The organism is Variovorax palleresanus, from assembly GCF_051144945.1.
In the GTDB taxonomy this organism is placed as follows: Bacteria; Pseudomonadota; Gammaproteobacteria; order Burkholderiales; family Burkholderiaceae_C; genus Variovorax; species Variovorax paradoxus_S.
In genome coordinates, this window is the sequence record NZ_JBJNVP010000002.1 from 4,534,178 (window position 1) to 4,559,651 (window position 25,474).

Here is a 25,474-nt window from a genome sequence, read left to right on the forward strand (position 1 = left end):
ACTTGCGGACATGCTCCGCCCACCCCTCCTGATCGACCCCGACGAGGTCGAGATCAGCGCCATCCGGGCGCAGGGCGCGGGCGGGCAGAACGTCAACAAGGTGTCGAGCGCGGTGCATCTGCGCTACGACATTCACGCCAGCTCATTGCCCACCGACGTGAAGGAGCGGCTGCTCGCACTGCGCGACAGCCGCATCACGCAGGAAGGCGTCTTCGTGCTGAAGGCACAGCAGCACCGCACGCAGGAGATGAACCGGGCCGACGCGTTCGCGCGCCTGCAGGCGGTGGTCGACAGCGTGGCCGCGCCGCCGCGCGTGCGGCGTGCCACCAAGCCCACCTATGGTTCGAAGCAGCGCCGGCTCGAAGGCAAGAGCCAGCGTTCGCAGATCAAGAACCTGCGCGGACCGGTGCGGGACTGACCGGCTTTCCGCCGCGCAGCCGCCTGATCTGCAGCGTCACGCCGACCAGATACAGCACGCCCAGCACCGCGGTGATCGCCTTGAGTTCGGGCGCGTCGGCGTTCGGCAGCAGGGGCGCGCCCAGCGGCAGGCGAGTCAGGGTTTCGGTGAAGGCCGGAATCCAGTGGAACAGGAAGCTGGCCGAGAAAGCCACGGCTTCGACGTAGCGCGAGGCCTGGCCGAAGAAGGCGCCGCGGCCGGCTGCCGCACCCACGGCCAGCGCCGCGAGCGTCAGGATGCCCAGCGCATGCGGCTTGCCGAAACCGCCGTGCTGGAAGATGCCGAAGCCGGTCAGGCAGGTCAGCACGGTGGTCCACACGAAGACCTGGCCCAGGCCGGTGCGCAGCGTGATTTCCTTGTGGCGGAACAGGGCCATCAGCCCCGCAATGACGGCGATCAGGCTGATCGCGGTGTGAACAATGCCGAGGGACGTGAGTCCCAGCCATCCGGTCGCTGCCATGCGGAACTCCTCAGAATCGTGGTGGCGCGATTCTGGCCGCGCGCGGGCAATTTGTCTCCATCATTAAGGCTCCACTAAGCTGGGGGACATGGGCCGCAAGCACAATAGGAGCCATGAGAGCCTTCTTCCGCCGCGCTTTGCCGGCTTTTCTGCTGGCGCTGGGTGCGGCTGCCCTGGCGGGCTGCGGCCCGGCCGCCGACACCAGCGCGGCTGCCATGGGCGCGGTGCAGGAACTCAAGTGGGAAGAGCTCGTTCCCAAGAACTGGGACCCGACCAAGCGCTACCGCAACCTCAGCCTGGAGGCGCTGCGCGACAACGACCCGCGCGCCATCCAGATGCTCGACGAGATGCGTGCCGTCTGGGACAACGCGCCGGTCAACGTGGCGCTCGACGGCACGGCGGCGCGCCTCTCGGGTTTCGTCGTTCCGCTCGACAACACGCAGGGCGGCATTCGCGAATTTTTGCTGGTGCCGTATTTCGGCGCCTGCATCCACACCCCGCCGCCGCCCGCCAACCAGATCGTGCACGTGATTGCAGCCGACACCGTGAAGGGCCTGCATGCGATGGACACGGTGCGCGTCAGCGGGCTGCTGAAGGCGGCGCGCTATTCCTCGGTGGACATGGGCGTGAGCGGCTATGAGATCAAGTCGGCTTCTGTGGAATCTTTTGTCGCGGCGCGCTGATCCGCTTCCCGCTGTGCCAGCGCCGCCAGCGCCTCGGCATCGGTGCGGTAGCTGAAAAGCATCGGTCCCGGCCCGAGCAGCCCGGCACGCTCCAGCACCTGCATGGCCGGCAGCTTCAGGCCGCTCAGGTGCAGGCGCACGCCCTTGGATTCCATCATCCGGCGGATCGAGCCGAATACTTCGGCGCCCGTGATGTCGATGCGGTTGATGGGCTGCGCAAAGAGGCACACGTCCGTCAGATCGGGGCGCTCGGCCAGCGCAACCGTGAGCGCGCGCTCGAGCGTGGAAGCCGATGCGAAGTCGAGCTCGGCGTCCATGCGCAGCGCGTAGAGATGCGGCGCCAGCGGCGGCAACTTCCAGAGGTGGCGATCGCGCAGGCTGCCGTCGGGATGCAGGCCCACCTCGATGATGCGCGGATGCAGGTGGCGGTACATGTAGTGCGCCATGCTCGCGAGCAGTCCGCCCAGCACGCCCCAGTAGATGCTCGGCGCGGTGGCAATGGTCAGCGCGAAGGTACCGAACGCGATGCCCGCCTCGATGCGCGACACGCGCCACAACGCGACGAAGCTCGCGGGCTTGACCAGCCCCAGAATGGCAGTGACCACCACGCCCGCCAGCACCGCCTGCGGCACGTGGTAGAGCAGTGGCATCAGCCACAGCAGCGCACCGGCCACCACCATCACGCTGAACAGGGTGGCCCACCCGGTCTGCGCGCCCGCATACAGCGTGATGGCCGAGCGCGAGAACGACGAGCTGGTGGGAAAGGCGCCCGAGAAACCCGAGGCCAGCTTGGCGAGGCCCTGGCCGATCAGGTCCTGGTTCTCGTTCCAGAGCGTGCCGGCCCGCGCGTTGTCGATCTTGGCGCTCGACGCGGTCTCCAGAAAGCTCACCAAGGTGATCATCAGTGCGGGCAGCACCAGTGCGCTGAACGTGTTCAAGGGCAGCATGCCCGGCCAGTAGAAAGAGGGCAGGCCAGAAGGCAGGCTGCCCACCACGGCCCCGCCGCGCAACGCGTAGTTGACCGTCCAGCTGATGGCCGCGGCGCCCGCCACCAGCGCCATCGTGATTGGAAAACGCGGCGCCAGCCGCTTGCCCAGCCACAGCACGGCGATGCTGCCCAGCCCGAAGGCAATGGCGACAAGGTCTGGCAGCGGGCCGCCCCGCAGCACTTGCGGAATGGTGCGGCCCGTGAAGCCGAGCAACGCCGGCAACTGCGAAATGGCGATCAGCACCGCCGCGCCCTGCGTGAAGCCGATCAGCACCGGCGAGTTCACCAGCCGCAGCAGCCAGCCGAAACGCCCCGCGCCCAGCACCATCTGGATGGCACCCGACATCAGCGTGAGCCACACCGCCATGGCCACCCAATCGGTGCTGCCGGGCACCGCCAGCGGCGCGAGCGAGGCGCCCACCAGCAGGCTCGTGAGCGCGGTGGGCCCGACCGACAGCCGCTGCGACGAACTGAAGATCACCGCAATCAGTGCCGGGAACAGCGCCGCGTACACGCCGGTGACCAGCGGCATGCCCGCCAGCGCCGCGTAGGCCACGCCCTGCGGAATGACCATCAGCGCCACCGTGATGCCCGCCATCGCCTCGTTGCGCAGCAGCGCGGCGGAAGGGCGGGGCCATGCGAGGCAGGGAATCCAGCGCGCGAGGCGGCGGCGCAAAGAAGAAGAGGAGGAAGTGGGGGCTGCCGGATTCATGAAGCGTTACGAGCGCACGAAAGAGAACGGAAGAGCACATGCGCGGTGCGCCGCGCGCGTGGCACGCAGGCGCGTTGTCAGATCAGCGAGGTGGCGTTTTTCAGCACATAGTCGCAGGCCTTCACCTTCAGCTTCGACGAGAGCATCTTGAGGTTGAGCGTCTTGCCGTCGCCGCCCTTGAGCAGGCCCTTGGCGCCGCTCTCGAAGTTCTTTTCCTGCTGCTTCTGGCCGGTGATCTTGGCCAGGAGCTTGTCCTTCACCGAGGCCGCATCGCCGCCCAGGTAGTTGTTCTTGACGCAGTACTGCAGCACCCCGGCCGCGCTGCCGATGGTGCTGGAGCCGATGGCGGGCATCTTGAAGCCGAGGTTGCCGAGCGCCGAGCCGGCCTGGTCTTTCAGCTGGCCGAGGAGGTCCGACTGGGCCAAGACCGTGCCGCTGGCCGCGACCAGCGCGAGAGAAACCAGTGCGGAGCGAAAGCGCATGACGAACTCCCGTCTGTGGATGTGAATGAAGATTCCATCGTCAGCATACCCCCGACGGAATCCGGCCTCACGCGCGGCGAAAGAGCAGTACGGAATTCGTGCCGCCGAAAGCGAAGGAGTTGCTCATGGCCGCTTCGAGCGCAGGCGCGCCCGTGTCGTTCTGCCTCACCAGGTTCAGGCTGCAGGCCGGATCGATATCGCTGCAGTTGGCATTGGGCGGCAACTGCCGGCGGTGCAGCGCAAGCACCGTGATGAGCGCCTCGATGGCGCCCGCCGCGCCGAGCAGGTGGCCGTGCAGCGCCTTGGTGGAGCTGACGCGCAACTGATCGAGGTCGTCGCCCCACACGTCCGCCAGCGCATTGCGCTCGACCACGTCGCCGATGCGCGTGGCCGTGCCGTGCGCGTTGCAGTAGCCCACGTCGCGCGGCTGCAGCCCGGCCTGGCGCAGGGCGGCGCGCAATGCGCGGGCCTGGCCGGGAGCGTCGGGCTTGGTGAGGTGCGTGGCGTCGCTGCTGAGGCCCCAGCCGGCCAAGGTGGCATAGCTGCGGGCGCCGCGGCTGCGCGCGCGTTCGGCGGACTCGAGCACCAGGAAGGCCGCGCCTTCGCCCAGCGCAAAGCCGCTGCGGTCGCTGGCAAAGGGCCGCACCGCGCCGGCTGCTTCGCCGGGCTGGAAGGTGGCCAGTGTCTGCATCGCCTGCCAGGCCAGCACCACGCCGGGCACGATAAGCGCCTCGCTGCCGCCGGCAATGGCCAGGTCGACTTCGCCGCGCTGGATGGCCTTGGCGGCTTCGGCAATGGCCACCGACGACGAGGCGCAGGCCACCGAATAGGTGAGCACCGGCCCCTGCACGCCGTGGCGCATGGCCACGTGGGCGGCGGGCGCATTGGGCATGAAGGCGGGAATGGTGAGCGGCGACACGCGCCCATTGCCGCGGTAGGCCGCCTCGAGTGCCGCGGCACCGCCCATGCCGCAGCCGGCATAGACGCCCACGCGCTCGGGATCGGCGTCGCTCGTGGCAAGGCCCGCGTCGCGCATCGCGAGGTCGGCCGCCGCCACGGCAAGCTGGCTCACGCGGTCGACGCCGGCGAGCTGCAGCTTGGTGAACCAGCGTGTTTCGTCGAAAGCGACCGTGGCCGCGGCGGCCGGCTTGGGCAGGTCGGGAAAGATGGGCTGGATGGCCGATTGGCCGTCCAGCAGGGCCTGGAACAGCGTGCCGGGCTCGCCGCCATGCGGCGCCATGACGCCCAGTCCGGTGACGCAGACCTCGTGGTTCACGCTGTCTTCGCGGACCTGACCCTGTCGACCAGCAGGGCCAGTTCGCCCAGGGTGTCGATGTTCGCGTCGTCGTCGGGCATGGTGATGCCGAAGTGATCTTCGATGGCAAACAGGAACTCGGCCAATGCCAGCGAGTCGAGCCCGCCGGTTTCACGCATCGATGCGTTGGGGTCGAGCTTCGACGGTTCGATACCGTACTTCTCGTGGATCAGGTCCTGCAATTCCTTCAGCGAACTCATCGTGCGATGCCTGTCGTCTTGTACTAGCCGCTGATCGATCGCCGCCCGGGGGCGCTCCTTTGGATCGACCCCTTCCTCGCTCGGCTTGTGGGTCAGTGATGACCAATGATATCCGCTCCAACCAATGTATTGCCCCGGCTCCTGCCTTCCGGACGCCAGCGCAGCGACGGGAGTGCAAAGGCCATTCCCAGCAGGGCGCCGGCCAGCGCGTCGAGCACCACGTGCTGCTTGACGGCCAGCGTCGACCAGGCAATGGCGGCGAACCAGGCCCAGTTGGCAAGCCGCAGGAACGACGGCGTGCGCGCCTCGCGCAGCACGTGGTCCAGACGGATGGCCGTGAAGATGGCCACGGCCACGTGCATCGAGGGGCAGGCGTTGCCCGCGGCATCCACGCCCTGCAGCATGGCAAAGCCGGGGTAGCCCGACACGTCGATGGCAAGCGGCGGTATCTGCGTGGGCCAGAAGTAGAAGAGGCCCAGGCCGGTGAGGCACAGCGCGCCGATCCACAGCCCATAGACCACCAGTTCGCGAAAGCTCAGCTGCAGCCCGGGCGCGATGCCCACATAGAACCAGAGCGAAAGGTAGGCGCCCAGTGCATACGGCTGGAACGGAATCAGGCGGTCGAGGGCCGTGAGCGGCATCACCGTGACCGGATAGGCCGGATTGCGCAACAGATGAAAGTAGCCGATGAAGAAAAGCCAGGTGAAGACCGTGGTGCCGATCGCCTTGAGCCAGAAGAGGCGGCGGATCCGCTCGCCGACGTCGGTGGTCCAGGCCTGGGGGCGATGCGATCGGGGGAGGGGCGCCATGGGCAGGTCGGTCGGGTGGTCCGTGTTTCTTCGGCCCTTCGATCTTGCCAGAGCGCCGTGACGGCCTGGCGCCATTCAGGAGAGGGCGGCGGATCGCTTCCGGTGCTGGAACGAAGTGGGCGAGCGCCCCGTGGCCGCCTTGAACATGGCGCAGAACGCGCTGTCAGTGGCATAGCCGCTGGCCGCCGCCACCTGGCTGACGGCCATGCCGCGCGCCAGCAGCGGCAGCGCGTGCGCCATCACGGCCTGTTGCCGCCATTGCTGCCAGCTCATGCCGAGCTGGTCGCGGAACAGCCGCGCCACCGTGCGCTCGCTGGCGCCGATGGTGGCGGCGCGCTCGGCCAGCGTGGCCCGGTCGGCCGGATTGCGCAGCAGCGTTTCGCACAGCTGCCGCAGCCGCTTATCGGTGGGCAGTGGCACGTCGATGCGGATTTGCGTGGCGCGCTCCAGCTCGTCCACCAGCAGCGGGGCGATCATGCGTTCGCGCTGCGGCGCATGCGGGTCGGCCGGCGGCAGCCCGTCAGGGGTGGTGTCGAGCGCGAGCATCAGCGCGCGCAGCAGGGGGCTGATTTCGAGCACCTCGCACTTTTCCCACGGCGGTCCGAGCCAGGCATGCAGGTACACGGTGCGCAGCTCCGCGTCTTCTATCAGCATGATGCTGTGCGGCATGTTGGCCGGCACCCAGACCGCGCGCGACGGCGGCACGATGTAGCTGCCATCCTGCGTGCTGAGCCGGATCACGCCGCGGGTCGAGAAGGTGAGCTGCGGCCACGGATGCTGGTGCAGCTCGACGAAAGTGTCGGCGCTCAGGAAGTGTTCTTTCGCGCGCAGCGGCCGCACGGCGTCGGGTGCGTAGAGGTGCGGCGTGAGCGAGGCCACGCTGGTGACCGGGGAAGGGGTGGAAACGGCGCTTGGCATAGTTTCGACAAATGTTGTCGCTGTATCGCCATTCTGCCGCGGCCTGCGCGCATAGCATCGGTGCCTGCCCCGGTTTTTTGTAGCAATCCATGTCTTCAACTTCTACTCCGACAGCCGCTTCTTCCACCAACTTGCGCGGTGACGCGCAGCTGATCGGACTGGTCGGCCTGGCCCATGCCATCAGCCACTTCAGCCAGCTGATCCTCGCGCCGCTGTTTCCCTGGCTGAAGGACGCGTTCAACGTCAGCTACACCGAGCTTGGGGCGGTGCTGACGGTGTTCTTCGTGGTCTCTTGCATCGTGCAGGCGGCCTCGGGCTTCATCGTCGACAAGCTGGGGCCGCGGCCGGTGCTCTTCGTGGGGCTTGGCGCGCTGGCGCTGGCGGCTTTCGGCTATGCCCTGGCCCAGAGCTACTGGATGCTGCTGCTGTGCGCCATCGTGGGCGGCATCGGCAACGGCGTGTTCCACCCGGTCGACTACACGCTCTTCAACCGCAAGGTCGCACCGACGCGGCTCGGCCACGCATACAGCGTGCACGGCATCACCGGCAGCCTCGGTTGGGCGCTGGCGCCGGCCTTCGTGGTGCCGATTGCCATCGCCTTCTCGTGGCGCGTGGCGCTGGCATCGGCGGGGGTGCTGGCCATCGTGGTGCTGCTGGTGCTCTGGGCGTATCGCAGCGTGCTCTCTCTTGACGTGAAGACGGTGCAGAAGGCCACCGGACACGGCGAACCGGCGCCCATCGGCGGCGAGTTCGACTTCCTGCGCATTCCCGCCGTGTGGATGTGCTTCGGCTTCTTTTTCTTCTATGCCGTCGTGATCAGCGTGGTGCAGACCTTCGCCCCGGGGGCGGCAGGCCACCTGCACGCGGTGCCGGTGGCGCTGGTGGCGGTCTGCCTCACGGTGTACATGGTGGCCAGCGCGGCTGGTATGGTGGTGGGCGGCTTTCTCGCCTCCGACCCGTCGCGCTGCGAACGCATCGTGGGAACCGGCTTCGGCATTGCGGCCGCGTTGGCGCTGGTGCTCGCCTTTGCGCAGTTTCCGCCGGTGATGGTGCCGGTGCTGTTCGGCGCCATGGGCTTCGTCTCCGGCGTGGCCGGGCCTTCGCGCGACTTGCTGGTCAAGCGTTCGACGCCGCCCAACGCCACCGGCCGCGTCTATGGCGTGGTGTATGCGGGCCTCGACATCGGACAGGCCGTGGCCCCGCTGGTGTTCGGCCGCCTCATGGACCACGCGCAATATACGAGCGTGATCGTCGGCCTTGCACTGGTGCAGGCCGTGCTGATCGCCAGCGCCTTCAACGTGACGCGGGTGCGCCGCACGGCGCTGGTGCCGGCCTCGGCCTGAGCGGTTCGCGCTTGCCCGGGATGCGGTCGATATCATCGGCCGCATGCAGGCCTTGTATGTGTATGTGATCGCCGGTGCCGTGCTGGCGGGTTTTGTGCAGGGCCTGTCGGGCTTTGCCTTCGGAATGGTCGCCATGTCGGTCTGGGCCTGGACCCTCGAACCGCAACTGGCGGCGGTCCTCGCCCTGTTCGGCGCGCTCACCGGCCAGGTGATTGCCGCCGTCACGGTGCGCCGAACCTTCGACAGGCACGTGCTGTGGCCCTTCGTGCTCGGCGGGCTGGTCGGCGTCCCTTTCGGCGTGTGGCTGTTGCCGCACCTCGACCTCGTGGTCTTCAAGGTCTGCCTCGGTGTGCTGCTGGTGCTGTGGTGTCCTGCCATGCTGCTGTCGCAGCACCTGCCGAAGGTCACCTTCGGCGGACGAATCGCCGACGGCATCGCAGGGAGCATCGGCGGTGCCATGGCGGGCATCGGGGGCTTCTCGGGCACCATTCCCACGCTGTGGTGCACGCTCCGCGGCTTTCAGCGCGACACGCAGCGCGCGGTGATCCAGAACTTCAATCTCTCGATGCTGATGGTGGCGTTCGCGATCCATCTCGCGAGCGGCAGCATCGGCCGCTCGATGGTGCCGCTGCTGGGGTTGGTGGCGCTGGCCGTCGCCGTGCCGGTGCTGTTGGGCGCGCGGCTCTATATCGGCATCAGCGAGACGGCGTTCCGCAAGGTGGTGCTGGGCCTGCTGACAGCATCGGGCGTGGCGATGCTGGCTTCGGGCGTGCCTGCGCTGCTGCAGCGCGCCTGAGCGCCGGCTCGGCTACGCCGCGGGCAAGATCTCGCGCACGCGTGCCCAGGGCCGGCACATCAGCGTGCCGCGCGGAGAGACGACGATGGGCCGCTGCAGCAGGATCGGGTTCGCGACGATGAAGTCGAACAGCTGGTCGTCGGTCCATTTCGGATCGGCCAGCCCCAGCTCCTCGTAGGGCGCTTCCTTCGTGCGCAGCAGGTCGCGCGGGCCCATGCCCATGGCCTTTGCCAACTCACGCAGCTTCTTCTTCGTGGGCGGCGTCTCCAGGTAAAGAACGATCTCGGGCTCTACGCCGCTCTCCCGGATCAAGCCCAGCACATTGCGCGAGGTGCTGCAGTTGGGCTTGTGGAAGATGGTCATCGGGTAGGCGGTGGTCGGCGTGCGTGCGGTCATGTCTCCGGGTCCATCGAGAAGGGATAGCGCACCGCCCAGAACTCGGCCAGGCGCGGATCGGCATCGACGCGCCGCACCACGCCGGCCATGCGCGGCGCTTCGCGGTAGAAGCGGGTGCGGTGCGGCGTCCAGCGCGACAGCACCGTGACGTACAGGTCGAGCATGCTCAGCTTCTCGCCGAGCAGGTAGGGCGCGGGTTCGTCGATCTGCGTGTCCATCAGGTGCCAGCAGTGGGCTATGCGCTCGGCCGTGCGTTCGAGCATCACGGCCTGCGCTGCCGGATCGGGCGTGAGGCGCGTGGGTTCGTCGCGCACCCAGTACATCGAATAGATCGCCGCCGGCAGGTAGACCATCCAGCGCAGGTAGCGCGCACGCAGCGGATCGTCCGGCGCGGGGCAAAGCCCCGCTTCCGGATAGCGATCGCCGAGCCAGATCAGGATGGCCGCGCTCTCGGTCATCACCTCGCCCGAAGGGAGCACCAGCGCGGGCACCTGGCGCATCGGGTTGATGCTCGACACGCGCTCGCGCTCGGACTCCCCCTCCCAGGGAGAGACGTCGACGACGTCGACCTGCGCGCCGATCAGCGTCAGCGCCGCATGGACGGGCGTTGCGCCCGAGCCGGGTGCGCCGTAAAGGGTGTAGCGGTCATTCGAAGCGGATGAAGAAGCCATCCGCGCAGATTACTGCAGCCTTGTATCGGTTGTCACGCGGCCAGCAGCGTGTCGACCTTCTTCAAGCCTTCGAGCGTCTTCACGCAGGCTTCGGCCACTTCGGTGCCCTTGACGGCAAAGTGCCGGTGGAAGTATTTGCGGTGCTCCACGTGCTCGTGGAAATGGTGCGGCGTGAGCACGGCCGAGAAAATCGGCACGTCGGTTTCGAGCTGCAGCGACATCAGCGTGCTGACCACGGTGCTGGCCACGAACTCGTGGCGGTAGATGCCGCCATCCACCACCAGTGCACAGCCCACGATGGCCGCGTACTTGCCCGAGTTGGCGAGCCGCTTGGCATGCAGCGGGATCTCGAAGGCGCCAGGCACGTCGAACACGTCGATGAGGTCGCGCGCCACGCCGAGCCGTTCCATTTCGGCAAGGAAGGCGTCGCGCGCCTGGTGGACGATGTCGGAATGCCACTGCGCTTCGACAAAAGCGATGCGCTCGCCGCGCGGGTTGCCCGACGCGTTGATGGCGGAAAGGGGAAGGTCGTTGATCTGACTCATGGTGTGCCTCTTGCTTGAAAGCAGGTTTCCTGAATCAGGGCGCACGAAACCGCAAGCCAGACCGCGCGCTCCAATGGAAAGCGCGCGGGCCGGCCCGCATTTCGCGCTCTCTTTCATCCGGACTGTGACCGTCGGCTTCGGAATTGCACCGAAATCTGCTGACCCCGCAGCCCATTGCAGGCCGCGGGCGCTCGCGGGCTCGTGCGGCCCCTCTCTCGAAGAAGCCGCCATTACCGCCGGTGGGGAATTTCGCCCCGCCCTGAGAACGCTTGCCATCCGGCATGCCGGACGACGGGCCGATTCTAGAAGCCAGCGGCGGCGCGGGTTGTCGCCCGTGCGCCAGACCTTCAGCGGCGCGGGGATTCTGCCGGGGCGGCTCAGCGGCCGGCCAGGAACTGCGTCATGCGGTGCAATTCCTCATCGAGCGCTTCGCGAAACGCCGCGTCGTGCGGCTTCTTGTCGACGTAGCCAAAGGCCGGCTGCAGCCGGCCCTCCGGCGCGCTCACGTTGGCCCAGCCGATCACGCGGTCGTGCCAGAGCATCGGCAGCGCGTAGTAGCCGAACTGCCGCTTCGGCGCCGGCGTGTAGGCCTCGAACTTGTACGTCCAGCCCCACAGCAGCTCGAAGCGGCGGCGGTCCCACACCACGGGATCGAAGGGGGCGAGCAGGCGCACCGCGTCGTCGGGCGCGTGGCGCTTCGAGGCCGGGTTCTCGCCGGCGGGCCAGTACCAGGTGGTGCCGTCGATTTTGCAACTGGCGAGTTGTTCTTCGCGCGCCAGGCGAAGGGCCGCCTGCGTCTGCGCCGCGAGGTGCGGGGCGCCGTAGCCGAGCAGCCGCACGAGGTAGGTCAGGCTTGCAGCGGGCAGCGGTGCGTACTTGCGCACCACCAGGTCGATGAGCGCGGCGGCACGTTGCGCGCGGCCGGCGGGGCTTTCGTCGGCGGGCAGATGGGTCACGGCCTCATAGACACGCGTGCCGCTGTCGCGCCGCACCACGCGCAGCATGCCGCGGTAGTGCAAGCCGTCGAGCAGGCGCGTGGTGGCGTTGCTCGAACCGCCCCAGTAGTTCTTCACGCGGCCATGCGCGAAGTACTGTTCAACTTCGCGCGGATGCACCGGTCCGCGTTCGCGCACGAAGGCCAACACATCGGCGGCCTTGCGGCGGGTGTCCTCGTCCCAGGGCTGCCTGGCTTCGCGCGGATGCATCAGGGCCAGGTGTTCGCGCGGCAAAAAGCCGTAGTTGACGAGGCAGTCTTCCTCGATGGCAAGCCGCGTGTAGCGGCTTTCGAGATCGCCCGCGCGGTAGTCCTTCACGCGGTGGCGCAGCGTCAGGTCTTGGGCACGTGCGGGCGCGCGGATCGGGTCGGCCTGAACGAAGCCGAGTTGGCGGATCGCTGACGGCAGCGTGGTCGGCTTGAAGAGGGTGCGCGCTATTGCGTAGCGGCGCAGGTCGTCGAGGGTCGGGGTGGCCATGGGTGAATTGCAGCACAAGCTTTGCGGCGCTGCTGTTCGGGGCACGCTGCTGTTCAGGGCGGCGCTCCCGCCGACGGGGTACCTTGCTCCGCGAATGTCCCCCGGCCTGCGGCCTCCTCCTTTATTTCGCTGCGCAAGGCACCCCGCCAGCGGGAGCGTTATTCAGTGCAGTGGTTGATCAGCCAGCACGACAGCCGCGTCCGGTGTGCGCAGGGCGCCGGGTGCTCCCCGCAGCGAAATAAAGGAGGAGGCGAAGCCGGGGGACATTCGCGGAGGGGAGTACCCGGTGGCCTGTGCACGCGCCCCGAACAAGAGCGGACAAAAGGCAATCTAGACGGCTTGCTTGTGCCGCTCGATACACACGTCGAGCGTTTCGGCGCCCGTCCGCTGCCACCAATCCAGGTTGGAAAAAATCTCGACCTCGCTGAACCCCGCGAACCCCGCGTCTTCGACCCAACCGCGGATCTTCTTCAACTCGACCACGCCGTCGCCCATCATCCCGCGGTCGGACAGCAAATCACGCGTGGGCGTGAGCCAGTCGCAGACGTGGTACGCCAAGAGGCGTTCGCGGCCGGCGCGGGCGATCTGCTGCTGCAGCTTCGGGTCCCACCAGACGTGATAGATGTCCAGTGCCACGCCGAGCATGCCGCTCTTGCCCGCGTCCAGCTCGTCGCAGATGTCGAGCGCATGTTCGAGCGTGTTGATGCAGGCGCGGTCGGCGGCTTGCATCGGATGCAGCGGCTCGATGGCCAGCGGCATGCCGACTTTGCGGGCGTATTCGAGCGACGCGGCGATGCCGTCGCGCACCTCGCCACGCGCGCGGGCAATGTCTTTGTACGCGGCCTTGCCTTCGAGCGCGCCGGGCAGGGCGCCGACCACCAGCACGAGGCAAGGTGCGTCCAGCGTCTTGGCTTCGTCGATGGCGCGGCGGTTGTCGTCCAGCGCGGCTTTCAGGCCCGCTGCATCGGCCGCCGGAAAGAAGCCGCCGCGGCAGTAGCCCGAGAGGCCAATGCCATGCGCCTTCAGCTGCTTTGCAACCTTGTCGAGCCCGACGGCGGCCACCTGGTCGCGCCAGGGGCTGATCGCGCGAATGCCGCGCTCGGCGCACTGGTCGATGATGCGGTCCAGCGGCACCTCGGCGCCCAGTTGCTTGCGAACGGTCGCGGTGTTGATCGACAGCCAGTCGTGGTTCTGCGAGAAATCGCGCATGGGTTCGCTCAGCCTTCAACGCCGTGCAGGGCCAGCAGCGTCTTCATGCGTTGCACCGCCAGTTCCGGGTGTTCCAGCAGATTTGCCGCATCGGCCAGGCGGAACAACTCGGCAAAGTGCTGCAGCGAACGCGTGCTCTGCTGGCCGCCGACCATCGTGAAATGCTTCTGGTGGCCGTTGAGCCAGGCCATGAACACCACGCCGGTCTTGTAGAAGCGCGTCGGCGCTGCAAAGATGTGGCGCGACAGCGGCACCGTCGGGCCGAGGATTGCGTGGAATTTTTCGGCGTTGCCCTGCGCCAGCGCGCCCAGCGCAGCGCTCGCTGCCGGGGCAATGGCGTCGAAGATGCCAAGCAGCGCATCGCTCTGGCCATGCGTGGGTTCGCTGCCGAAGCCGTCGCCGGCAATCAGCTCGGCGTAGTTGAAGTCATCGCCCGTGTACATGCGAACGCCTGCCGGCAGGCGGCGCCGCATCGCAATTTCCTTGTCCTTGTCGAGCAGCGAAATCTTGATGCCGTCCACCTTGTGCGGATGCGCGGCAATCACGGCCAGGGCCGTGTCCATCGCGGTATCAGCATCCTTGCTGCCCCAGTAGCCCGCGAGCGCCGGATCGAACATGTCGCCCAGCCAATGCAGCACCACCGGCTGCTTCGACTGACTGAGGATGCGGTCGTACACGCGCTCGTAGTCGGCGGGGCTCTTTGCCACGCGGGCCAATGCACGGCTCGCCATCACGATCAGCTTCCCGCCCAGCGCCTCGATGGCGGCCATCTGCTCTTCGTAGCCGCGGATCACGTCGTCGACGCTCTTCACGTCGTCGATGTTCAGGTGGTCGGTGCCGCAGCCCGAGGCCACCAGCGCGCCCGGCACGTCCCTGGCCGCATCGAGCGAACGGCGGATCAGTTCGAGCGAGGTCGGCCAGTCCAGGCCCATGCCGCGCTGCGCCGTGTCCATCGCCTCGGCCACGCCCAGGCCCAGCGAGAACAAGTGACGGCGGTAGGCGATGGTGGTGTCCCAGTCGACTGCAGCTTGCAGCCACGGGTCGACGGCCGCGAGCGGATCGGCCACCACATGCGCGGCCGAATAGGCGATACGGTTGAACTTGGCGCCCGCATCGGGCTTGACCGGCGCGGTGCCGCGCAGGGCGTACGGCGCGAGCGAGCCGCTCGCGGTGGGAAGGATCAGCGAAAGTGCCATGCTGCCTGCCTCAGACCTTCAGCGCGGGCACGTCGATCCAGCGGCGTTCCTTCCACGACTCGAGTGCGGCCTCGACCAGCTGCACGCCCTTGGCGCCTTCGGGCAGCGTCCACTTGTAGGGCTCGTTCTCGACCACGTGGCGAATGAAGTGCTCCCACTGGATCTTGAAGCCGTTGTCGTACGCCTGCGAATCCGGAATCTCCTGCCACTGGTCGAAGAAATTCATCATCTGCTTCTCGTCGGGGTTCCACACCGGACGCGGCGTGGCCACGCGCGACTGGGCGCGGCAGCTCGACAGGCCGGCCACGGCCGAACCGTCGGTGCCGTCGACGTGGAAAGTCACGAGGTCGTCGCGGCGCACCCGCGTGACCCAGCTCATGTTGATCTGCGCGATGACCGGCTCGCCGTTGTGGCCGGTGAGCTCGCAGGTGGCGTAGGCCGCGTCGTCGGCCGTGGCTTCATACGGCTTGCCGGCTTCGTCCCAGCGCTTGGGGATGTGGGTGGCGCCGAGGCACGACACCGACTTCACCTCGCCGAACAAGTTGTCCAGCACATAGCGCCAGTGGCACATCATGTCCAGGATCATGCCGCCGCCGTCTTCCTTGCGGTAGTTCCAGCTCGGACGTTGAATCGGCTGCAGGTCGCCCTCGAACACCCAGTAGCCGAACTCCAGGCGCACGCTGAGCATGCGGCCGAAGAAGCCGGCGCGGCGCAGCATGTCGAGCTTGCGCAGGCCGGGCAAAAAGAGCTTGTCCTGCACGGCGCCATGCTTCAGGCCCGAGCCTTCAGCGAGGCGCGCGATCTCGACCGCTTCATTGAGGTTGGTGGCGATCGGCTTCTCGCAATACACGTGCTTGCCGGCGCGGATGGCCTTGGCCAGCAGCGTGGGGCGCATCTGCGTGGTGCCGGCGTCGAAGAAGATCGTGTCGTCCTTGTTCTCCAGCGCCTTGTCGAGGTCCGTGCCCCAGCGCGCGATGTTGTGTGTCTTGGCGAGCGCTTCCATCTTCTCGGCGTTGCGGCCGATGAGGATCGGGTCGGGCATGACCCTGTCGCCGTTCGACAGCGTGACGCCGCCTTGCGCGCGGATCGCGCAGATCGAGCGGATCAGGTGCTGGTTCATGCCCATGCGGCCGGTGACGCCGTGCATGATGATTCCGAGTCGTTGTGTAGCCATGTCTTCAGCCGAAAAGGAGTTGGAGAAAGTCAAAGAGAAAGGAAGGGGGCGGATTACTGCGTCGGCGTGAGGCCGGCGGCCTTGACCAACGTCGCGTTGGTCTTGATCTCGTCCTTGATGTAGGCGTCGAACTGCTCGGGCTTGAGCGTCCAGGCGTCGGCGCCGAGCTTCAGGAAGCGCTCCTTGACCTCGGGCGAAGCCAAGGCCTTGGCCACTTCGTCGTGCAGCCGGTTGACGATGTCGCGCGGCGTCTTGGCCGGCGCCATCATGCCGATCCAGAAGTTGAACTCGGAGCCGGGCACGCCGGCCTCGGTGGTGGTGGGCACATCGGGCAGGGCGGCGGCGCGCTTGGGCGAACCCACTGCCAGTGCGATCAACTGGCCGTCCTTGATTTGGCCGATGACCGGCGCGATGGGCGAGAAGTAGTAGTCGACCCGGCCCGACAGCACTTCCGTCACTGCCTCGGCCGAGCCCTTGAACGGAATGTTGGTGGCGTCGATCTTCGCGGCCAGCTTGAACTTCTCGGCGTTGAGGTGGGTGGCGCTGCCCTGGCCGGCCGATGCGAAGTTGATGGTGCCGGGCTTGGCCTTGGCCGCCGCAACCAGCTCCTGCAGCGTCTTGATGTTCTTCGCAGGCGAGATCACCAGCGCATTGGGCAGCGACGAGATCGGCGTGACACCGGCGAAGTCGTTCACCGTGTCGAACGGCAGCTTCGCGAAGGTGGAAGGGCTCACCGTGTGCGACGACGAGTGAATCATGACCGTGTAGCCGTCCGGCGCGGCCGTGGCCACGGCCTGCTGGCCGATGGTGCCGCTGGCGCCGCCGCGGTTGTCCACCACCAGCGTCTGGCCCATGCTCTGGCCCATCTTGTCGGCAATGGCGCGGGCAATGATGTCGGTGGTGCTGCCGGCCGCAAACGGCACGATGACGCGGATGGGCTTGTTGGGATACCCGCTCTGTGCCGACGCCAGGCCCGGCATCAAGGCGGCGAGGCAGGTGAGCGTGGCGAGTGCAGTGGTGCGTACAAGTTGCTTCATGGGTTGTCTCCGTGCGGTCGGGCCGCTTTGTCTTGCCGATTAATTCACCAGTGAGTGAATTGTAGATTTTAGAAAGGCTGCCGCCGCAGCGCAACCGCTGCTGATCGGTAAATACCCGGAGATGCAGGAAGGCGCCCGAAGGGCTCAGTGCAGCACGTAGCCCAGCACGAGGTCGGTCATGTGCGAGAGGCGCTGCGCCATTGCCTTGGGTGCGCGCAGGTCACGGCCGAAGACGGCCGAGAGCGTGTGGTTGTTCGAGAGGTAGAAGTAGCAGAGCGAGGCGATCGAGATGTAAAGCTGCACCGGGTCGACGCCGGCGCGAAACAGCTTGTCGCGCTTGCCGCGCTCGAGCACCGTGTCGAGCAGTTGCACCAGCGGCGAGTTCATTTCCTGGATGCGCTCGGAGCGCTTGAGGTGCTCTGCGCAATGCAGGTTCTCGCTGTTCAGCAGCGTGATGAACTCGGGGTGCTCGAGGTAGTAGTGCCAGGTGAACGAGACCAGCTGGCGAATGGCCTCGACCGGGTCGATTTCGTCCAGGTGCAACTTTTGCTCGGCCTCGCGGATGTCGGCGTAGGTGCGTTCGAGCACCGCCAGGAACAGGTCGTCCTTGCTGCCGAAGTAGTAGTAGATGAGGCGCTTGTTCAGGCCTGCGCGCGCGGCGATGCTGTCCATGCGCGCGCCGGCCAGGCCCCGTTCGGCAAACTCGTCGCGCGCCGACGCAAGAATCGCGAGTTGCGAGCGGTCGGCGTCGCGCGAGCGCGGCTCGACCGTTTCGGGCGGGAGATCCTTGGGGGCTTTCATGGCGCGAATTTAACCAGTTGGTGAATTAACGCAAGGCGTTGAGAGCAGACGCACATAATTGCCGGAGACATTTGCAGCTGAGGTTCGACTTCTCATGAGTACATCACAACCCGCCGGCCACCTGATCGTCGAATGCCTGATCGAGCAGGGCATGGAGATCGCGTTCGGTGTTCCGGGTGAAAGCTTTCTGGCGGTGCTCGACGGCTTTCATGCCTACCGCGACCGCGCCCGCTTCATCGTCAACCGGCAGGAGGGCGGCGCGGCCTTCATGGCGGACGCTCACGGCAAGCTCACCGGGCGACCGGGCGTGTGCTTCGTCACCCGCGGGCCGGGCGCCACCAACGCATCGATCGGCGTGCACAACGCCTTCCAGGATTCGACGCCCATGGTGCTGTTCGTCGGCGACGTGGGAAGCGACTTCCGCGATCGCGAAGCCTTCCAGGAGGTCGACTACGGCAGTTTCTTCGGGCCGAGCACCAAGGGCTTTGCCAAGCGCGTGGAGCGCATCGACGACGCGAACCGCATCCCCGAATACGTGGCGCGCGCTTTTGCCACTGCAATGAACGGGCGGCCGGGGCCCGTGGTGCTGGTGCTGCCCGAAGACATGCTGCGTGCGCAGACCGCAGCGCGGCCCCTGCCGCGCGTCGAAGCCGTGCAGCCCTGGAGCGACCCCGGCGCGCTGCGCACCCTGCGCGAGCTGCTGCTCAAGTCCGAGCGGCCGCTGGTGATCGCGGGCGGCGGCGGATGGACGGCGCAGGCCGCGCAGGCGCTGCAGCGCTTTGCCGAGAACTGGCGGCTGCCGGTGACCAACGCCTTTCGCTTCCAGGACACCTTCGACAACCACCATCCGCTGTACGCGGGCGACGTCGGCATTGCCATCAACCCCAAGCTGGCGCAGCGCGTGAAAGACAGCGACCTGATCATCGCCATCGGCCCGCGGCTGGGCGAGATGACCACCGGCGGCTACACGCTGCTGGAGGCGCCCAAGGCACGGCAGAAGCTGGTGCACATCCACGCCAGTGCCGAAGAGCTCAACCGCGTCTACCAGGCCGACCTTGCCATCAACGCCGGCATGAGCGCGGCCGCGCGCAGCCTCGAGGTGCTGAGCGCGCCCACCACCCTGCCGTGGGAAGAGTGGGCCGTGCAGGCCCATGCCGACTACGAGGCCAACCTGGAGCCGCAGGCGCTGGCCGGCATGCCGGCCGAAACGCCGAGAGGCCTCGTCGACATGGCGGCTGTGGTCGCGCTGCTGCAAAAGCACCTGCCGCCGGATGCGGCCATCACCAACGGCGCGGGCAATTTTGCGAGCTGGGTGCATCGCTACTTCCGCTATCACGGGCTCGCGAAAGGCCACAAGACGCAGCTCGCGCCCACCAGCGGCGCCATGGGCTATGGGGTGCCTGCGGGCATCGCCGCCAACCTGGCCACCGGCCGCGTGGCCTTCACCATTGCGGGCGACGGCGATTTTCTGATGACCGGGCAGGAGCTCGCCACGGCTTCGCAGCACGGCGGCAAGAGCATCATCGTGCTGCTGAACAACGGCATGTTCGGCACCATCCGCATGCACCAGGAGCGTGAATATCCGGACCGCACGAGCGGCACCGCGCTGCAAAACCCCGACTTCTGCGGCCTTGCGCGGGCCTACGGCTACGTTGCCGAGCGGGTCACGGAAACCTCGCAGTTCGAAGCCGCGCTGCTGCGTGCGCTGGCTGCCGACACGGGCACGCTGATCGAGATTCCGCTCGACCCCGAGGTGATCACCACCCGCGGCACGCTCGCGTCGATCACGCGTGCGGCCCAGGCGCGGGCGTGAGAAGAGCGGCGCAGCGAGCCGGTGTGCGCGCCGGCCGCGGACAAAAAAAAGCCGGCATGTGCCGGCTTTTTGATTCGGGAGCGCGATGAACGCGCAGTGCCCGAGCGCTTACTTGACGTGCTTGCCGATCAGAGCGGCCAGTTCGAACATCGACACTTGCGGCTTGCCGAAGATTTCCTTCAGCTTGGCGTCGGCGTTGATGTTGCGCTTGTTGGCCTTGTCTTGAAGGTTGTTCTTCTTGATGTAGTCCCACAGCTTGCTCACGACTGCGGTGCGCGGCAGAGGCGTCGAACCGACCACAGCGGCGAGTGCCGGGCTGGGGGTCAGGGCCTTCATGAACGCGGCGTTGGGCGTGCGCTTCTTGGCGGGAGCGGCCTTCTTTGCAGGAGCCTTCTTCGCAGGAGCAGCAGCCTTCTTCGCAGGAGCGGCAGCCTTCTTTGCGGGAGCAGCAGCCTTCTTGGCCGGTGCGGCCTTCTTCGCAGGAGCCGCAGCCTTCTTTGCGGGAGCGGCCTTCTTTGCCGGAGCTTTCTTGGCCGGAGCCTTCTTTGCAGTTGCCATGGTTGATTTCCTTTTTTGGTTGAACGTTCACCAATGAAAAACTTGCGTCTCCAGTGGCATTGCGGATGCTAAAGGAGAAAAAACTCGTTTCCAAGGGAAAAAGAGCTTTTTTCATTGGGAGTTGTTGTTTTTTCAGAGGGGAGAACCCGAGGTTTTCAGCTTCGGCGTTCGGGCCACGTCGCCAGCACCACGCCAATGAGCGCAAGCGCGAACGCAATGAGCTGTGCCGAAGAGAGGCTCTCGCCGAGCACCAGCACGCCCACGAGGGCCGCGCTCACGGGCAGCATCACCGCGAAAACACCCGCTTGCGCAGCGGGCACGTGGCGCAGGCCCGTCATCCACAGCCACACCGTCCAGATGCTTGCGGCAAGCGCATAGACCACGAGCAGGGCCCAGGTGCCGATGCGCACGGCCGAGAAATCGAACTGCAGCGCGAACCAGATGCCGAAGGGCATCGACAGCACGAAGCCCCACAGGTTGATGAGCGACGAGATCCGCTTGGGGCCGAGGCGGCCGGTGAGCGACTTGCCGATCACCGCGTAGGCCGTTTCGCAAAGCACCGCGCAGAACACGAGCAGGTTGCCCAGCCACGGCATCGACGAGCGCGAAGGGCCTTCTGCAGTGGCTGGAGCGTGCGCCGGCGTGAGCGCGAGCAGGCCGATGCCGATCGCCGCGCAGCCGATTGCCAGGCCGATGCGCACCGTGATGCGCTCGCGCAGGAAGAGCCAGCTCGCAACCGCCACGGCCGCCGGCATGGACGCCATGATCACACCGGCCGACACCGCGCTCGTGAGGCTCACGCCGAACAGCATGCAGACGGAGAACAGGAAGTTGCCGAGAAACGATTCGAGAAAGACCAGGCCGCGGGTGCGGCCGCTCATCGGCGGTTCCCCCGGCGGGCGCTGCAGCCAGTGCGGCATGGCGAGCGCGGCGATGCCAAAGCGAAGCCATGCGAGCAGCAGCACCGGGAAGACGGCGACCAATGGTTTGGAGAGGGCGACATAACCGCCGACGAGCGACATGCTCAGGGCCAGGCAGCCATAGGCGACGAGGCGGCTGGAGGCGGGGACAGCAGCGGTGTTCAATAGACTCGATGGCTTGTTGCTGGAACGATGGATTCAATGATGCCGCAATCGACGAAATCCGATGGCCTGCCAGGCGCACGCACCTCGCGCCACGTGTTCGTCTACGGCACGCTGCGCCGCGGCGGGCGCAATGACATCGCGCGCTTTCGGCCTGAACCCTTCCACGTGGCCGACGCCGCCATTGCGGGCACGCTGTACGACCTGGGCGCCTATCCTGGCGTAGTGCTGGGCGGAAAAGGGCGCGTCGTGGGCGAGATCTACAGCGTCGAGCCTGAAGTGGAAGCGGCGCTCGACGCGCTCGAAGAAGTTGCCGACGATGACGCGGGCGAATACATCAGGCGCCATGTGATGGTGGAAGCGGGCGTGCAGCAGTTCGAATGCCTGGTCTACGAAATTCATCCGTCGCGCATCGCAGGCCGTGCGGTGATCCGGAGCGGCGACTGGATCGCGCACGCGGCGGCCAGGTAAGACCAGTTTCGCGAGCCTCGTTTTCACGCCTGAAAGGCGCATTGCGCATCGTGAAATGAGCAACTGCTGCGCCGCAATATTTTTTCTCAATATGAGAAAAATAATTTTGCATTGAGAAATCTATCCGTAAGCCATTGATTTTGCTGAGATAAAAATATGTCTTCTATAAGACATAAGAGTCCAGAGATCGGTTTACAGTGACTCCACGGCCGCAGCGCCCATCCTTCAATCAACCTCACGGAGTGACCATGCCCCAGACCCTCACCGAACAACTGAGCCGCGAACAGCAAATTGCCGCCCTCGAGAAAGAATGGGCCACCAATCCCCGCTGGAAGGGCATCAAGCGCGGCTACAGCGCCGCCGACGTCGTGCGCCTTCGCGGGTCGTTCCCCATCGAGCACACGCTGGCACGCCGCGGTGCAGAGAAGCTCTGGGAGCTGGTGAACAACGAGCCCTACGTCAATTGCCTCGGCGCGCTCACGGGCGGCCAGGCCATGCAGCAGGTGAAGGCCGGCGTGAAGGCCATCTACCTGTCGGGCTGGCAGGTTGCCGCGGACGCCAACACCTACTCGGCCATGTACCCCGACCAGTCGCTGTACCCGGTGGACTCGGTGCCGACCGTGGTCGAGCGCATCAACAACACCTTCCGCCGCGCGGACGAAATCCAGTGGTCCAAGAATGTGAACCCCGGCGACAAGGGCTACGTCGACTACTTCGCGCCCATCGTTGCAGACGCTGAAGCCGGCTTTGGCGGCGTGCTGAACGGCTTCGAGCTGATGAAGGCCATGATCAAGGCCGGCGCCGGCGGCGTGCACTTCGAAGACCAGCTTGCCTCGGTCAAGAAGTGCGGCCACATGGGCGGCAAGGTGCTCGTGCCGACGACCGAAGCTGTGCAGAAGCTCGTCGCCGCGCGCATGGCGGCTGACGTCTGCGGTACGCCCACGCTCGTGATTGCCCGCACCGACGCCGAGGCAGCCGACCTCATCACCAGCGACTACGACGAGAACGACAAGCCGTTCCTGACCGGTGAGCGCACCGCCGAAGGCTTCTACAAGACGAAGAAGGGCATGGACCAGGCCATCAGCCGCGCCGTCGCCTATGCGTACTACGCCGACCTGGTGTGGTGCGAAACCGGCACGCCCGACCTCGAGTTCGCCCGCAAGTTCGCTGAAGCCGTGCACAAGGTGCACCCCGGCAAGATGCTGGCCTACAACTGCTCGCCTTCGTTCAACTGGAAGAAGAACCTCGACGACGCCACCATTGCCAAGTTCCAGAAGGAACTGGGCGCCATGGGCTACAAGTACCAGTTCATCACGCTGGCCGGCATCCATTCGATGTGGTTCAACATGTTCGACCTGGCCCAGGACTACGTGCAACGCGGCATGTCGGCCTACGTCGAAAAGGTGCAGGAGCCCGAGTTCGCGGCGCGCGACCGCGGCTACACCTTCGTCTCGCACCAGCAGGAAGTGGGCACCGGTTACTTCGACGAGGTGACCACGGTCATCCAGGGCGGCAAGTCCAGCGTCACGGCGCTGACCGGCTCGACCGAGGAAGAACAGTTCCACTGACCCGCTGATCGCCGATAAAGACGATTCGCTGTCACCTTCGAGCCCGGCCGAGCGCCGGGCTTTTTTTTGGGCCGGCACCGGCCAAGACCTCGCGCCGATGGCCCCGGCGGGCAACGGATAGAATCACGGCTCTCTGCACCCAACAAGAGCGAGAAAGGCACCTTGGTTATGACACCGCGAACTACTCCGCAAGGATTCAGCGGCTTTTTCTTCGTCTCCGAAGGAAAGGGCCGGTAGCCCGCGCTCGCTGGTTTCTGCCAGCTCCCAAACCAAGCAAAGCGCGGCCAGTCACCGCGCTTTTTGTTTTTTCGCCCCGAGGTTTTTCATGATCCAGATCACGCTTCCCGACAACTCGCGCCGCGAGTTCCCAGGCCCGGTTTCGGTGGCCCAAGTTGCCCAGTCCATCGGACCCGGGCTCGCCAAGATGACGGTGGCCGGCAAGGTCGACGGCAAGCTCGTCGATGCCAGCGACGTCATCGACCGCGACGCCAAGCTCCAGATCATCACGCCCAAGGACGACGAGGGCTTGGAGATCATCCGCCACTCGACGGCCCACCTGGTCGGCCATGCCGTGAAGCAGCTCTACCCAACGGCCAAGATGGTCATCGGGCCGGTGATCGAAGAGGGCTTTTATTACGACATCTCGTACGAGCGCCCCTTCACGCCCGAAGACATGGCCGCCATCGAGGCGCGCATGAAGGAGCTGATTGCGCAAGACTACGACGTGGTCAAGAAGATGACGCCGCGTGCCGAGGTCATCGAGGTCTTCAAGTCGCGCGGCGAAGACTACAAGCTGCGCCTCGTCGAAGACATGCCCGACGAGCAGGCCATGGGCCTCTACTACCACCAGGAATACGTCGACATGTGCCGCGGCCCGCACGTGCCCAACACGCGCTTCCTGAAGGTCTTCAAGCTCACCAAGCTGGCCGGCGCCTACTGGCGCGGCGACGCCAAGAACGAGCAGCTGCAGCGCGTCTACGGCACGGCCTGGGCCGACAAGAAGCAGCTCGACCAGTACATCCAGCGCATCGAAGAAGCCGAGAAGCGCGACCACCGCAAGCTCGGCAAGGAACTCGACCTGTTCCACATCGATGAAGTGGCGCCAGGCGTCGTGTTCTGGCACCCCAAGGGCTGGGCCGTGTGGCAGGCGGTGGAGCAGTACATGCGCGGCATCTACCGCGACACGGGCTACTGGGAAGTGAAGGGCCCGCAGATTCTCGACAAGAGCCTGTGGGAGAAAACGGGCCACTGGCAGAACTACCGCGACAACATGTTCACGACGGAGTCGGAAAAGCGCGAATACGCGCTCAAGCCGATGAACTGCCCCGGCCACGTGCTCATCTTCAAGAGCGACCTGCGCAGCTACCGCGACCTGCCGCTGCGCTACGGCGAGTTCGGCCAGTGCCACCGCAACGAACCCAGCGGCGCGCTGCACGGCATCATGCGCGTGCGCGGCTTCACGCAGGACGACGGCCACATCTTCTGCACCGAAGACCAGATTCTTGATGAATGCATCGCCTACACGGAGCAGCTGCAGAAGGTCTACGCCGACTTCGGCTTCACGGACATCCTCTACAAGGTGGCCACGCGGCCCGACAACCGCGTGGGCTCCGACGAGCTCTGGGACAAGGCCGAGCACGCCGTCATGGAGGCCCTGCGCCGTTCGGGCGTCGACTTCATCATCTCGCCCGGCGACGGCGCCTTCTACGGCCCCAAGATCGAATACACGCTGAAGGACGCGCTGGGCCGCCAGTGGCAGTGCGGCACGATGCAGGTCGACTTCAACACGGCCGAGCGGCTGGGCGGCGAATACGTTACCGAATCGAGCGGCCGCGCGCATCCCGTCATGCTGCACCGCGCCATCGTGGGCAGCCTCGAGCGTTTCATCGGCATGCTGATCGAACACCACGCTGGCGCGCTGCCCGCATGGCTCGCCCCGGTGCAGGTGGCGGTGCTCAATATCAGCGAAGGGCAGGCCGATTACGCTGCTTCAGTGGCGAAAACGTTGCAGAATCAAGGGCTTAGGGTTCAGCTCGATCTGCACAACGAGAAGATTACGTATAAAATCCGCAAGCATTCGTTGCAAAAGCTTCCCTACATCCTCGTCGTAGGCGACAAAGAGAAGGAAGCTGGTGCCGTCGCAGTGCGCGCCCGGGGCAACCAAGACCTCGGTGCAATGTCCCTCGAATCGTTCAAGCAGCGGCTCGACCAGGATGTTGCTGACAAGCGTTGATTTGTCCCTGAAGCACCCCAACTTGTGTTTCTCGATCAAATCATGCCGCTTGTCCGCGAGGACTGCCCCGGCTTCCGCTACAGAT

The 25,474-nt window shown here is 66.2% G+C and carries 26 protein-coding genes and 1 riboswitch; of the genes, 8 read left to right on the top strand and 18 right to left on the bottom strand.

The window, feature by feature from the left end; translation table 11 throughout:
• The first annotated feature begins 10 nt into the window (after positions 1-10).
• Positions 11-418, top strand: coding sequence for an alternative ribosome rescue aminoacyl-tRNA hydrolase ArfB (gene arfB / locus ACJ7Z0_RS25155; RefSeq protein WP_434792006.1), 408 nt, complete (start codon positions 11-13; stop codon positions 416-418).
• Here the strand turns inward: arfB and ACJ7Z0_RS25160 are convergent.
• Positions 387-917: a DUF2306 domain-containing protein gene (locus ACJ7Z0_RS25160; protein ID WP_434792007.1), complete on the bottom strand. Its 531-nt coding sequence runs from the start codon at positions 915-917 to the stop codon at positions 387-389. The two genes, arfB and ACJ7Z0_RS25160, sit on opposite strands and share 32 nt — an antisense overlap.
• Positions 918-1,030: 113 nt before the next feature.
• Between ACJ7Z0_RS25160 and ACJ7Z0_RS25165 the strand changes: the two genes are divergently transcribed.
• A complete protein-coding gene (locus ACJ7Z0_RS25165) occupies positions 1,031-1,600 on the top strand; it encodes a DUF3299 domain-containing protein (RefSeq protein ID WP_434792008.1) in 570 nt (189 codons plus the stop codon).
• Here ACJ7Z0_RS25165 and ACJ7Z0_RS25170 read toward each other — a convergent pair.
• The 6 genes from ACJ7Z0_RS25170 to ACJ7Z0_RS25195 form a co-directional block, all read right to left on the bottom strand.
• Complete coding sequence (locus ACJ7Z0_RS25170) at positions 1,552-3,300, bottom strand: SulP family inorganic anion transporter (protein ID WP_434792009.1); 1,749 nt, start codon at positions 3,298-3,300, stop codon at positions 1,552-1,554. The two genes, ACJ7Z0_RS25165 and ACJ7Z0_RS25170, sit on opposite strands and share 49 nt — an antisense overlap.
• A gap of 77 nt (positions 3,301-3,377) precedes the next feature.
• A complete protein-coding gene (locus ACJ7Z0_RS25175) occupies positions 3,378-3,782 on the bottom strand; it encodes a DUF2501 domain-containing protein (protein ID WP_434792010.1) in 405 nt (134 codons plus the stop codon).
• 67 nt (positions 3,783-3,849) lie between these two features.
• The gene (locus ACJ7Z0_RS25180) at positions 3,850-5,058 is read right to left on the bottom strand and encodes a beta-ketoacyl-[acyl-carrier-protein] synthase family protein (RefSeq protein WP_434792011.1); all 1,209 of its coding nucleotides are present in this window, start codon (positions 5,056-5,058) and stop codon (positions 3,850-3,852) included.
• Positions 5,055-5,297, bottom strand: a complete 243-nt coding sequence (locus ACJ7Z0_RS25185) for an acyl carrier protein (protein ID WP_434792012.1) — start codon at positions 5,295-5,297, stop codon at positions 5,055-5,057. The genes ACJ7Z0_RS25180 and ACJ7Z0_RS25185 overlap by 4 nt, the downstream gene beginning before the upstream one ends.
• A 92-nt stretch (positions 5,298-5,389) precedes the next feature.
• Positions 5,390-6,106: a phosphatase PAP2 family protein gene (locus ACJ7Z0_RS25190; protein ID WP_434792013.1), complete on the bottom strand. Its 717-nt coding sequence runs from the start codon at positions 6,104-6,106 to the stop codon at positions 5,390-5,392.
• A gap of 75 nt (positions 6,107-6,181) precedes the next feature.
• Positions 6,182-7,024: an AraC family transcriptional regulator gene (locus ACJ7Z0_RS25195; protein ID WP_093011782.1), complete on the bottom strand. Its 843-nt coding sequence runs from the start codon at positions 7,022-7,024 to the stop codon at positions 6,182-6,184.
• 89 nt (positions 7,025-7,113) lie between these two features.
• Here ACJ7Z0_RS25195 and ACJ7Z0_RS25200 point away from each other — a divergent pair, with 89 nt between their 5' ends.
• Positions 7,114-8,367: an MFS transporter gene (locus ACJ7Z0_RS25200; protein WP_434792014.1), complete on the top strand. Its 1,254-nt coding sequence runs from the start codon at positions 7,114-7,116 to the stop codon at positions 8,365-8,367.
• Positions 8,368-8,410: 43 nt separating this feature from the next.
• A complete protein-coding gene (locus ACJ7Z0_RS25205; protein ID WP_434792015.1) occupies positions 8,411-9,163 on the top strand; it encodes a sulfite exporter TauE/SafE family protein in 753 nt (250 codons plus the stop codon).
• Between the two features lie 12 nt (positions 9,164-9,175).
• Here ACJ7Z0_RS25205 and arsC read toward each other — a convergent pair whose 3' ends face one another.
• The 9 genes from arsC to ACJ7Z0_RS25250 all read right to left on the bottom strand — a co-directional run bounded on the left by arsC (position 9,176) and on the right by ACJ7Z0_RS25250 (position 17,664).
• A complete protein-coding gene (gene arsC, locus ACJ7Z0_RS25210; protein WP_434792016.1) occupies positions 9,176-9,559 on the bottom strand; it encodes an arsenate reductase (glutaredoxin) in 384 nt (127 codons plus the stop codon).
• On the bottom strand, positions 9,556-10,230 hold the full coding sequence (locus ACJ7Z0_RS25215) for a glutathione S-transferase family protein (RefSeq protein ID WP_434792017.1): 675 nt from the start codon (positions 10,228-10,230) through the stop codon (positions 9,556-9,558). Before ACJ7Z0_RS25215 ends, arsC begins: the two co-directional genes overlap by 4 nt.
• A 32-nt stretch (positions 10,231-10,262) precedes the next feature.
• Positions 10,263-10,775 (bottom strand): 6,7-dimethyl-8-ribityllumazine synthase, encoded by a 513-nt coding sequence (locus ACJ7Z0_RS25220; RefSeq protein WP_434792018.1) that lies wholly within the window; start codon positions 10,773-10,775, stop codon positions 10,263-10,265.
• Positions 10,776-10,876: 101 nt separating this feature from the next.
• Positions 10,877-11,046, bottom strand: a riboswitch (FMN riboswitch).
• 106 nt (positions 11,047-11,152) lie between these two features.
• Positions 11,153-12,247 (bottom strand): DNA glycosylase AlkZ-like family protein, encoded by a 1,095-nt coding sequence (locus ACJ7Z0_RS25225; protein ID WP_434792019.1) that lies wholly within the window; start codon positions 12,245-12,247, stop codon positions 11,153-11,155.
• A gap of 330 nt (positions 12,248-12,577) precedes the next feature.
• Positions 12,578-13,456, bottom strand: coding sequence for a sugar phosphate isomerase/epimerase family protein (locus ACJ7Z0_RS25230; protein WP_434792020.1), 879 nt, complete (start codon positions 13,454-13,456; stop codon positions 12,578-12,580).
• 8 nt (positions 13,457-13,464) lie between these two features.
• Entirely contained in the window at positions 13,465-14,652 is a 1,188-nt protein-coding gene (locus ACJ7Z0_RS25235; protein ID WP_434792021.1) for a dihydrodipicolinate synthase family protein, read from the bottom strand.
• 10 nt (positions 14,653-14,662) lie between these two features.
• Positions 14,663-15,826: a Gfo/Idh/MocA family protein gene (locus tag ACJ7Z0_RS25240; protein WP_431122771.1), complete on the bottom strand. Its 1,164-nt coding sequence runs from the start codon at positions 15,824-15,826 to the stop codon at positions 14,663-14,665.
• A 53-nt stretch (positions 15,827-15,879) separates the two neighbouring features.
• The gene (locus tag ACJ7Z0_RS25245; RefSeq protein WP_434792022.1) at positions 15,880-16,863 is read right to left on the bottom strand and encodes a tripartite tricarboxylate transporter substrate binding protein; all 984 of its coding nucleotides are present in this window, start codon (positions 16,861-16,863) and stop codon (positions 15,880-15,882) included.
• 144 nt (positions 16,864-17,007) lie between these two features.
• A complete protein-coding gene (locus ACJ7Z0_RS25250) occupies positions 17,008-17,664 on the bottom strand; it encodes a TetR/AcrR family transcriptional regulator (RefSeq protein ID WP_431122766.1) in 657 nt (218 codons plus the stop codon).
• Between the two features lie 94 nt (positions 17,665-17,758).
• Here ACJ7Z0_RS25250 and ACJ7Z0_RS25255 point away from each other — a divergent pair, with 94 nt between their 5' ends.
• Positions 17,759-19,477 (top strand): thiamine pyrophosphate-binding protein, encoded by a 1,719-nt coding sequence (locus ACJ7Z0_RS25255; protein ID WP_434792023.1) that lies wholly within the window; start codon positions 17,759-17,761, stop codon positions 19,475-19,477.
• Positions 19,478-19,585: 108 nt separating this feature from the next.
• Here the strand turns inward: ACJ7Z0_RS25255 and ACJ7Z0_RS25260 are convergent, their stop codons facing one another.
• Complete coding sequence (locus ACJ7Z0_RS25260) at positions 19,586-20,035, bottom strand: SWIB/MDM2 domain-containing protein (RefSeq protein ID WP_431122762.1); 450 nt, start codon at positions 20,033-20,035, stop codon at positions 19,586-19,588.
• A 155-nt stretch (positions 20,036-20,190) separates the two neighbouring features.
• Positions 20,191-21,120 carry a DMT family transporter gene (locus ACJ7Z0_RS25265; RefSeq protein ID WP_434792024.1) on the bottom strand — a complete coding sequence of 310 codons (930 nt, stop codon included), beginning with the start codon at positions 21,118-21,120 and terminating at the stop codon, positions 20,191-20,193.
• Positions 21,121-21,159: 39 nt separating this feature from the next.
• On the opposite strand from ACJ7Z0_RS25265, the gene ACJ7Z0_RS25270 reads away from it, so the two are divergent.
• The 3 genes from ACJ7Z0_RS25270 to thrS all read left to right on the top strand — a co-directional run bounded on the left by ACJ7Z0_RS25270 (position 21,160) and on the right by thrS (position 25,389).
• Complete coding sequence (locus ACJ7Z0_RS25270) at positions 21,160-21,588, top strand: gamma-glutamylcyclotransferase family protein (RefSeq protein WP_434792025.1); 429 nt, start codon at positions 21,160-21,162, stop codon at positions 21,586-21,588.
• A 248-nt stretch (positions 21,589-21,836) separates the two neighbouring features.
• Positions 21,837-23,156 carry an isocitrate lyase gene (gene aceA, locus ACJ7Z0_RS25275; protein WP_055804720.1) on the top strand — a complete coding sequence of 440 codons (1,320 nt, stop codon included), beginning with the start codon at positions 21,837-21,839 and terminating at the stop codon, positions 23,154-23,156.
• Between the two features lie 325 nt (positions 23,157-23,481).
• The gene (gene thrS, locus ACJ7Z0_RS25280) at positions 23,482-25,389 is read left to right on the top strand and encodes a threonine--tRNA ligase (protein ID WP_055804717.1); all 1,908 of its coding nucleotides are present in this window, start codon (positions 23,482-23,484) and stop codon (positions 25,387-25,389) included.
• The last annotated feature ends 85 nt before the right edge of the window (positions 25,390-25,474 follow it).

What these genes read in the sequence shown, in the direction of transcription:
- arfB (WP_434792006.1), top strand. Translation starts at nt 11, where the DNA reads ATGCTCCGCCCACCCCTCCTGATCGACCCCGACGAGGTCGAGATCAGC.
- ACJ7Z0_RS25160 (WP_434792007.1), bottom strand. Translation starts at nt 917, where the DNA reads ATGGCAGCGACCGGATGGCTGGGACTCACGTCCCTCGGCATTGTTCAC.
- ACJ7Z0_RS25165 (WP_434792008.1), top strand. Translation starts at nt 1,031, where the DNA reads ATGAGAGCCTTCTTCCGCCGCGCTTTGCCGGCTTTTCTGCTGGCGCTG.
- ACJ7Z0_RS25170 (WP_434792009.1), bottom strand. Translation starts at nt 3,300, where the DNA reads ATGAATCCGGCAGCCCCCACTTCCTCCTCTTCTTCTTTGCGCCGCCGC.
- ACJ7Z0_RS25175 (WP_434792010.1), bottom strand. Translation starts at nt 3,782, where the DNA reads ATGCGCTTTCGCTCCGCACTGGTTTCTCTCGCGCTGGTCGCGGCCAGC.
- ACJ7Z0_RS25185 (WP_434792012.1), bottom strand. Translation starts at nt 5,297, where the DNA reads ATGAGTTCGCTGAAGGAATTGCAGGACCTGATCCACGAGAAGTACGGT.
- ACJ7Z0_RS25190 (WP_434792013.1), bottom strand. Translation starts at nt 6,106, where the DNA reads ATGGCGCCCCTCCCCCGATCGCATCGCCCCCAGGCCTGGACCACCGAC.
- ACJ7Z0_RS25195 (WP_093011782.1), bottom strand. Translation starts at nt 7,024, where the DNA reads ATGCCAAGCGCCGTTTCCACCCCTTCCCCGGTCACCAGCGTGGCCTCG.
- ACJ7Z0_RS25200 (WP_434792014.1), top strand. Translation starts at nt 7,114, where the DNA reads ATGTCTTCAACTTCTACTCCGACAGCCGCTTCTTCCACCAACTTGCGC.
- ACJ7Z0_RS25205 (WP_434792015.1), top strand. Translation starts at nt 8,411, where the DNA reads ATGCAGGCCTTGTATGTGTATGTGATCGCCGGTGCCGTGCTGGCGGGT.
- arsC (WP_434792016.1), bottom strand. Translation starts at nt 9,559, where the DNA reads ATGACCGCACGCACGCCGACCACCGCCTACCCGATGACCATCTTCCAC.
- ACJ7Z0_RS25215 (WP_434792017.1), bottom strand. Translation starts at nt 10,230, where the DNA reads ATGGCTTCTTCATCCGCTTCGAATGACCGCTACACCCTTTACGGCGCA.
- ACJ7Z0_RS25220 (WP_434792018.1), bottom strand. Translation starts at nt 10,775, where the DNA reads ATGAGTCAGATCAACGACCTTCCCCTTTCCGCCATCAACGCGTCGGGC.
- ACJ7Z0_RS25225 (WP_434792019.1), bottom strand. Translation starts at nt 12,247, where the DNA reads ATGGCCACCCCGACCCTCGACGACCTGCGCCGCTACGCAATAGCGCGC.
- ACJ7Z0_RS25230 (WP_434792020.1), bottom strand. Translation starts at nt 13,456, where the DNA reads ATGCGCGATTTCTCGCAGAACCACGACTGGCTGTCGATCAACACCGCG.
- ACJ7Z0_RS25235 (WP_434792021.1), bottom strand. Translation starts at nt 14,652, where the DNA reads ATGGCACTTTCGCTGATCCTTCCCACCGCGAGCGGCTCGCTCGCGCCG.
- ACJ7Z0_RS25240 (WP_431122771.1), bottom strand. Translation starts at nt 15,826, where the DNA reads ATGGCTACACAACGACTCGGAATCATCATGCACGGCGTCACCGGCCGC.
- ACJ7Z0_RS25245 (WP_434792022.1), bottom strand. Translation starts at nt 16,863, where the DNA reads ATGAAGCAACTTGTACGCACCACTGCACTCGCCACGCTCACCTGCCTC.
- ACJ7Z0_RS25250 (WP_431122766.1), bottom strand. Translation starts at nt 17,664, where the DNA reads ATGAAAGCCCCCAAGGATCTCCCGCCCGAAACGGTCGAGCCGCGCTCG.
- ACJ7Z0_RS25255 (WP_434792023.1), top strand. Translation starts at nt 17,759, where the DNA reads ATGAGTACATCACAACCCGCCGGCCACCTGATCGTCGAATGCCTGATC.
- ACJ7Z0_RS25260 (WP_431122762.1), bottom strand. Translation starts at nt 20,035, where the DNA reads ATGGCAACTGCAAAGAAGGCTCCGGCCAAGAAAGCTCCGGCAAAGAAG.
- ACJ7Z0_RS25270 (WP_434792025.1), top strand. Translation starts at nt 21,160, where the DNA reads ATGCCGCAATCGACGAAATCCGATGGCCTGCCAGGCGCACGCACCTCG.
- aceA (WP_055804720.1), top strand. Translation starts at nt 21,837, where the DNA reads ATGCCCCAGACCCTCACCGAACAACTGAGCCGCGAACAGCAAATTGCC.
- thrS (WP_055804717.1), top strand. Translation starts at nt 23,482, where the DNA reads ATGATCCAGATCACGCTTCCCGACAACTCGCGCCGCGAGTTCCCAGGC.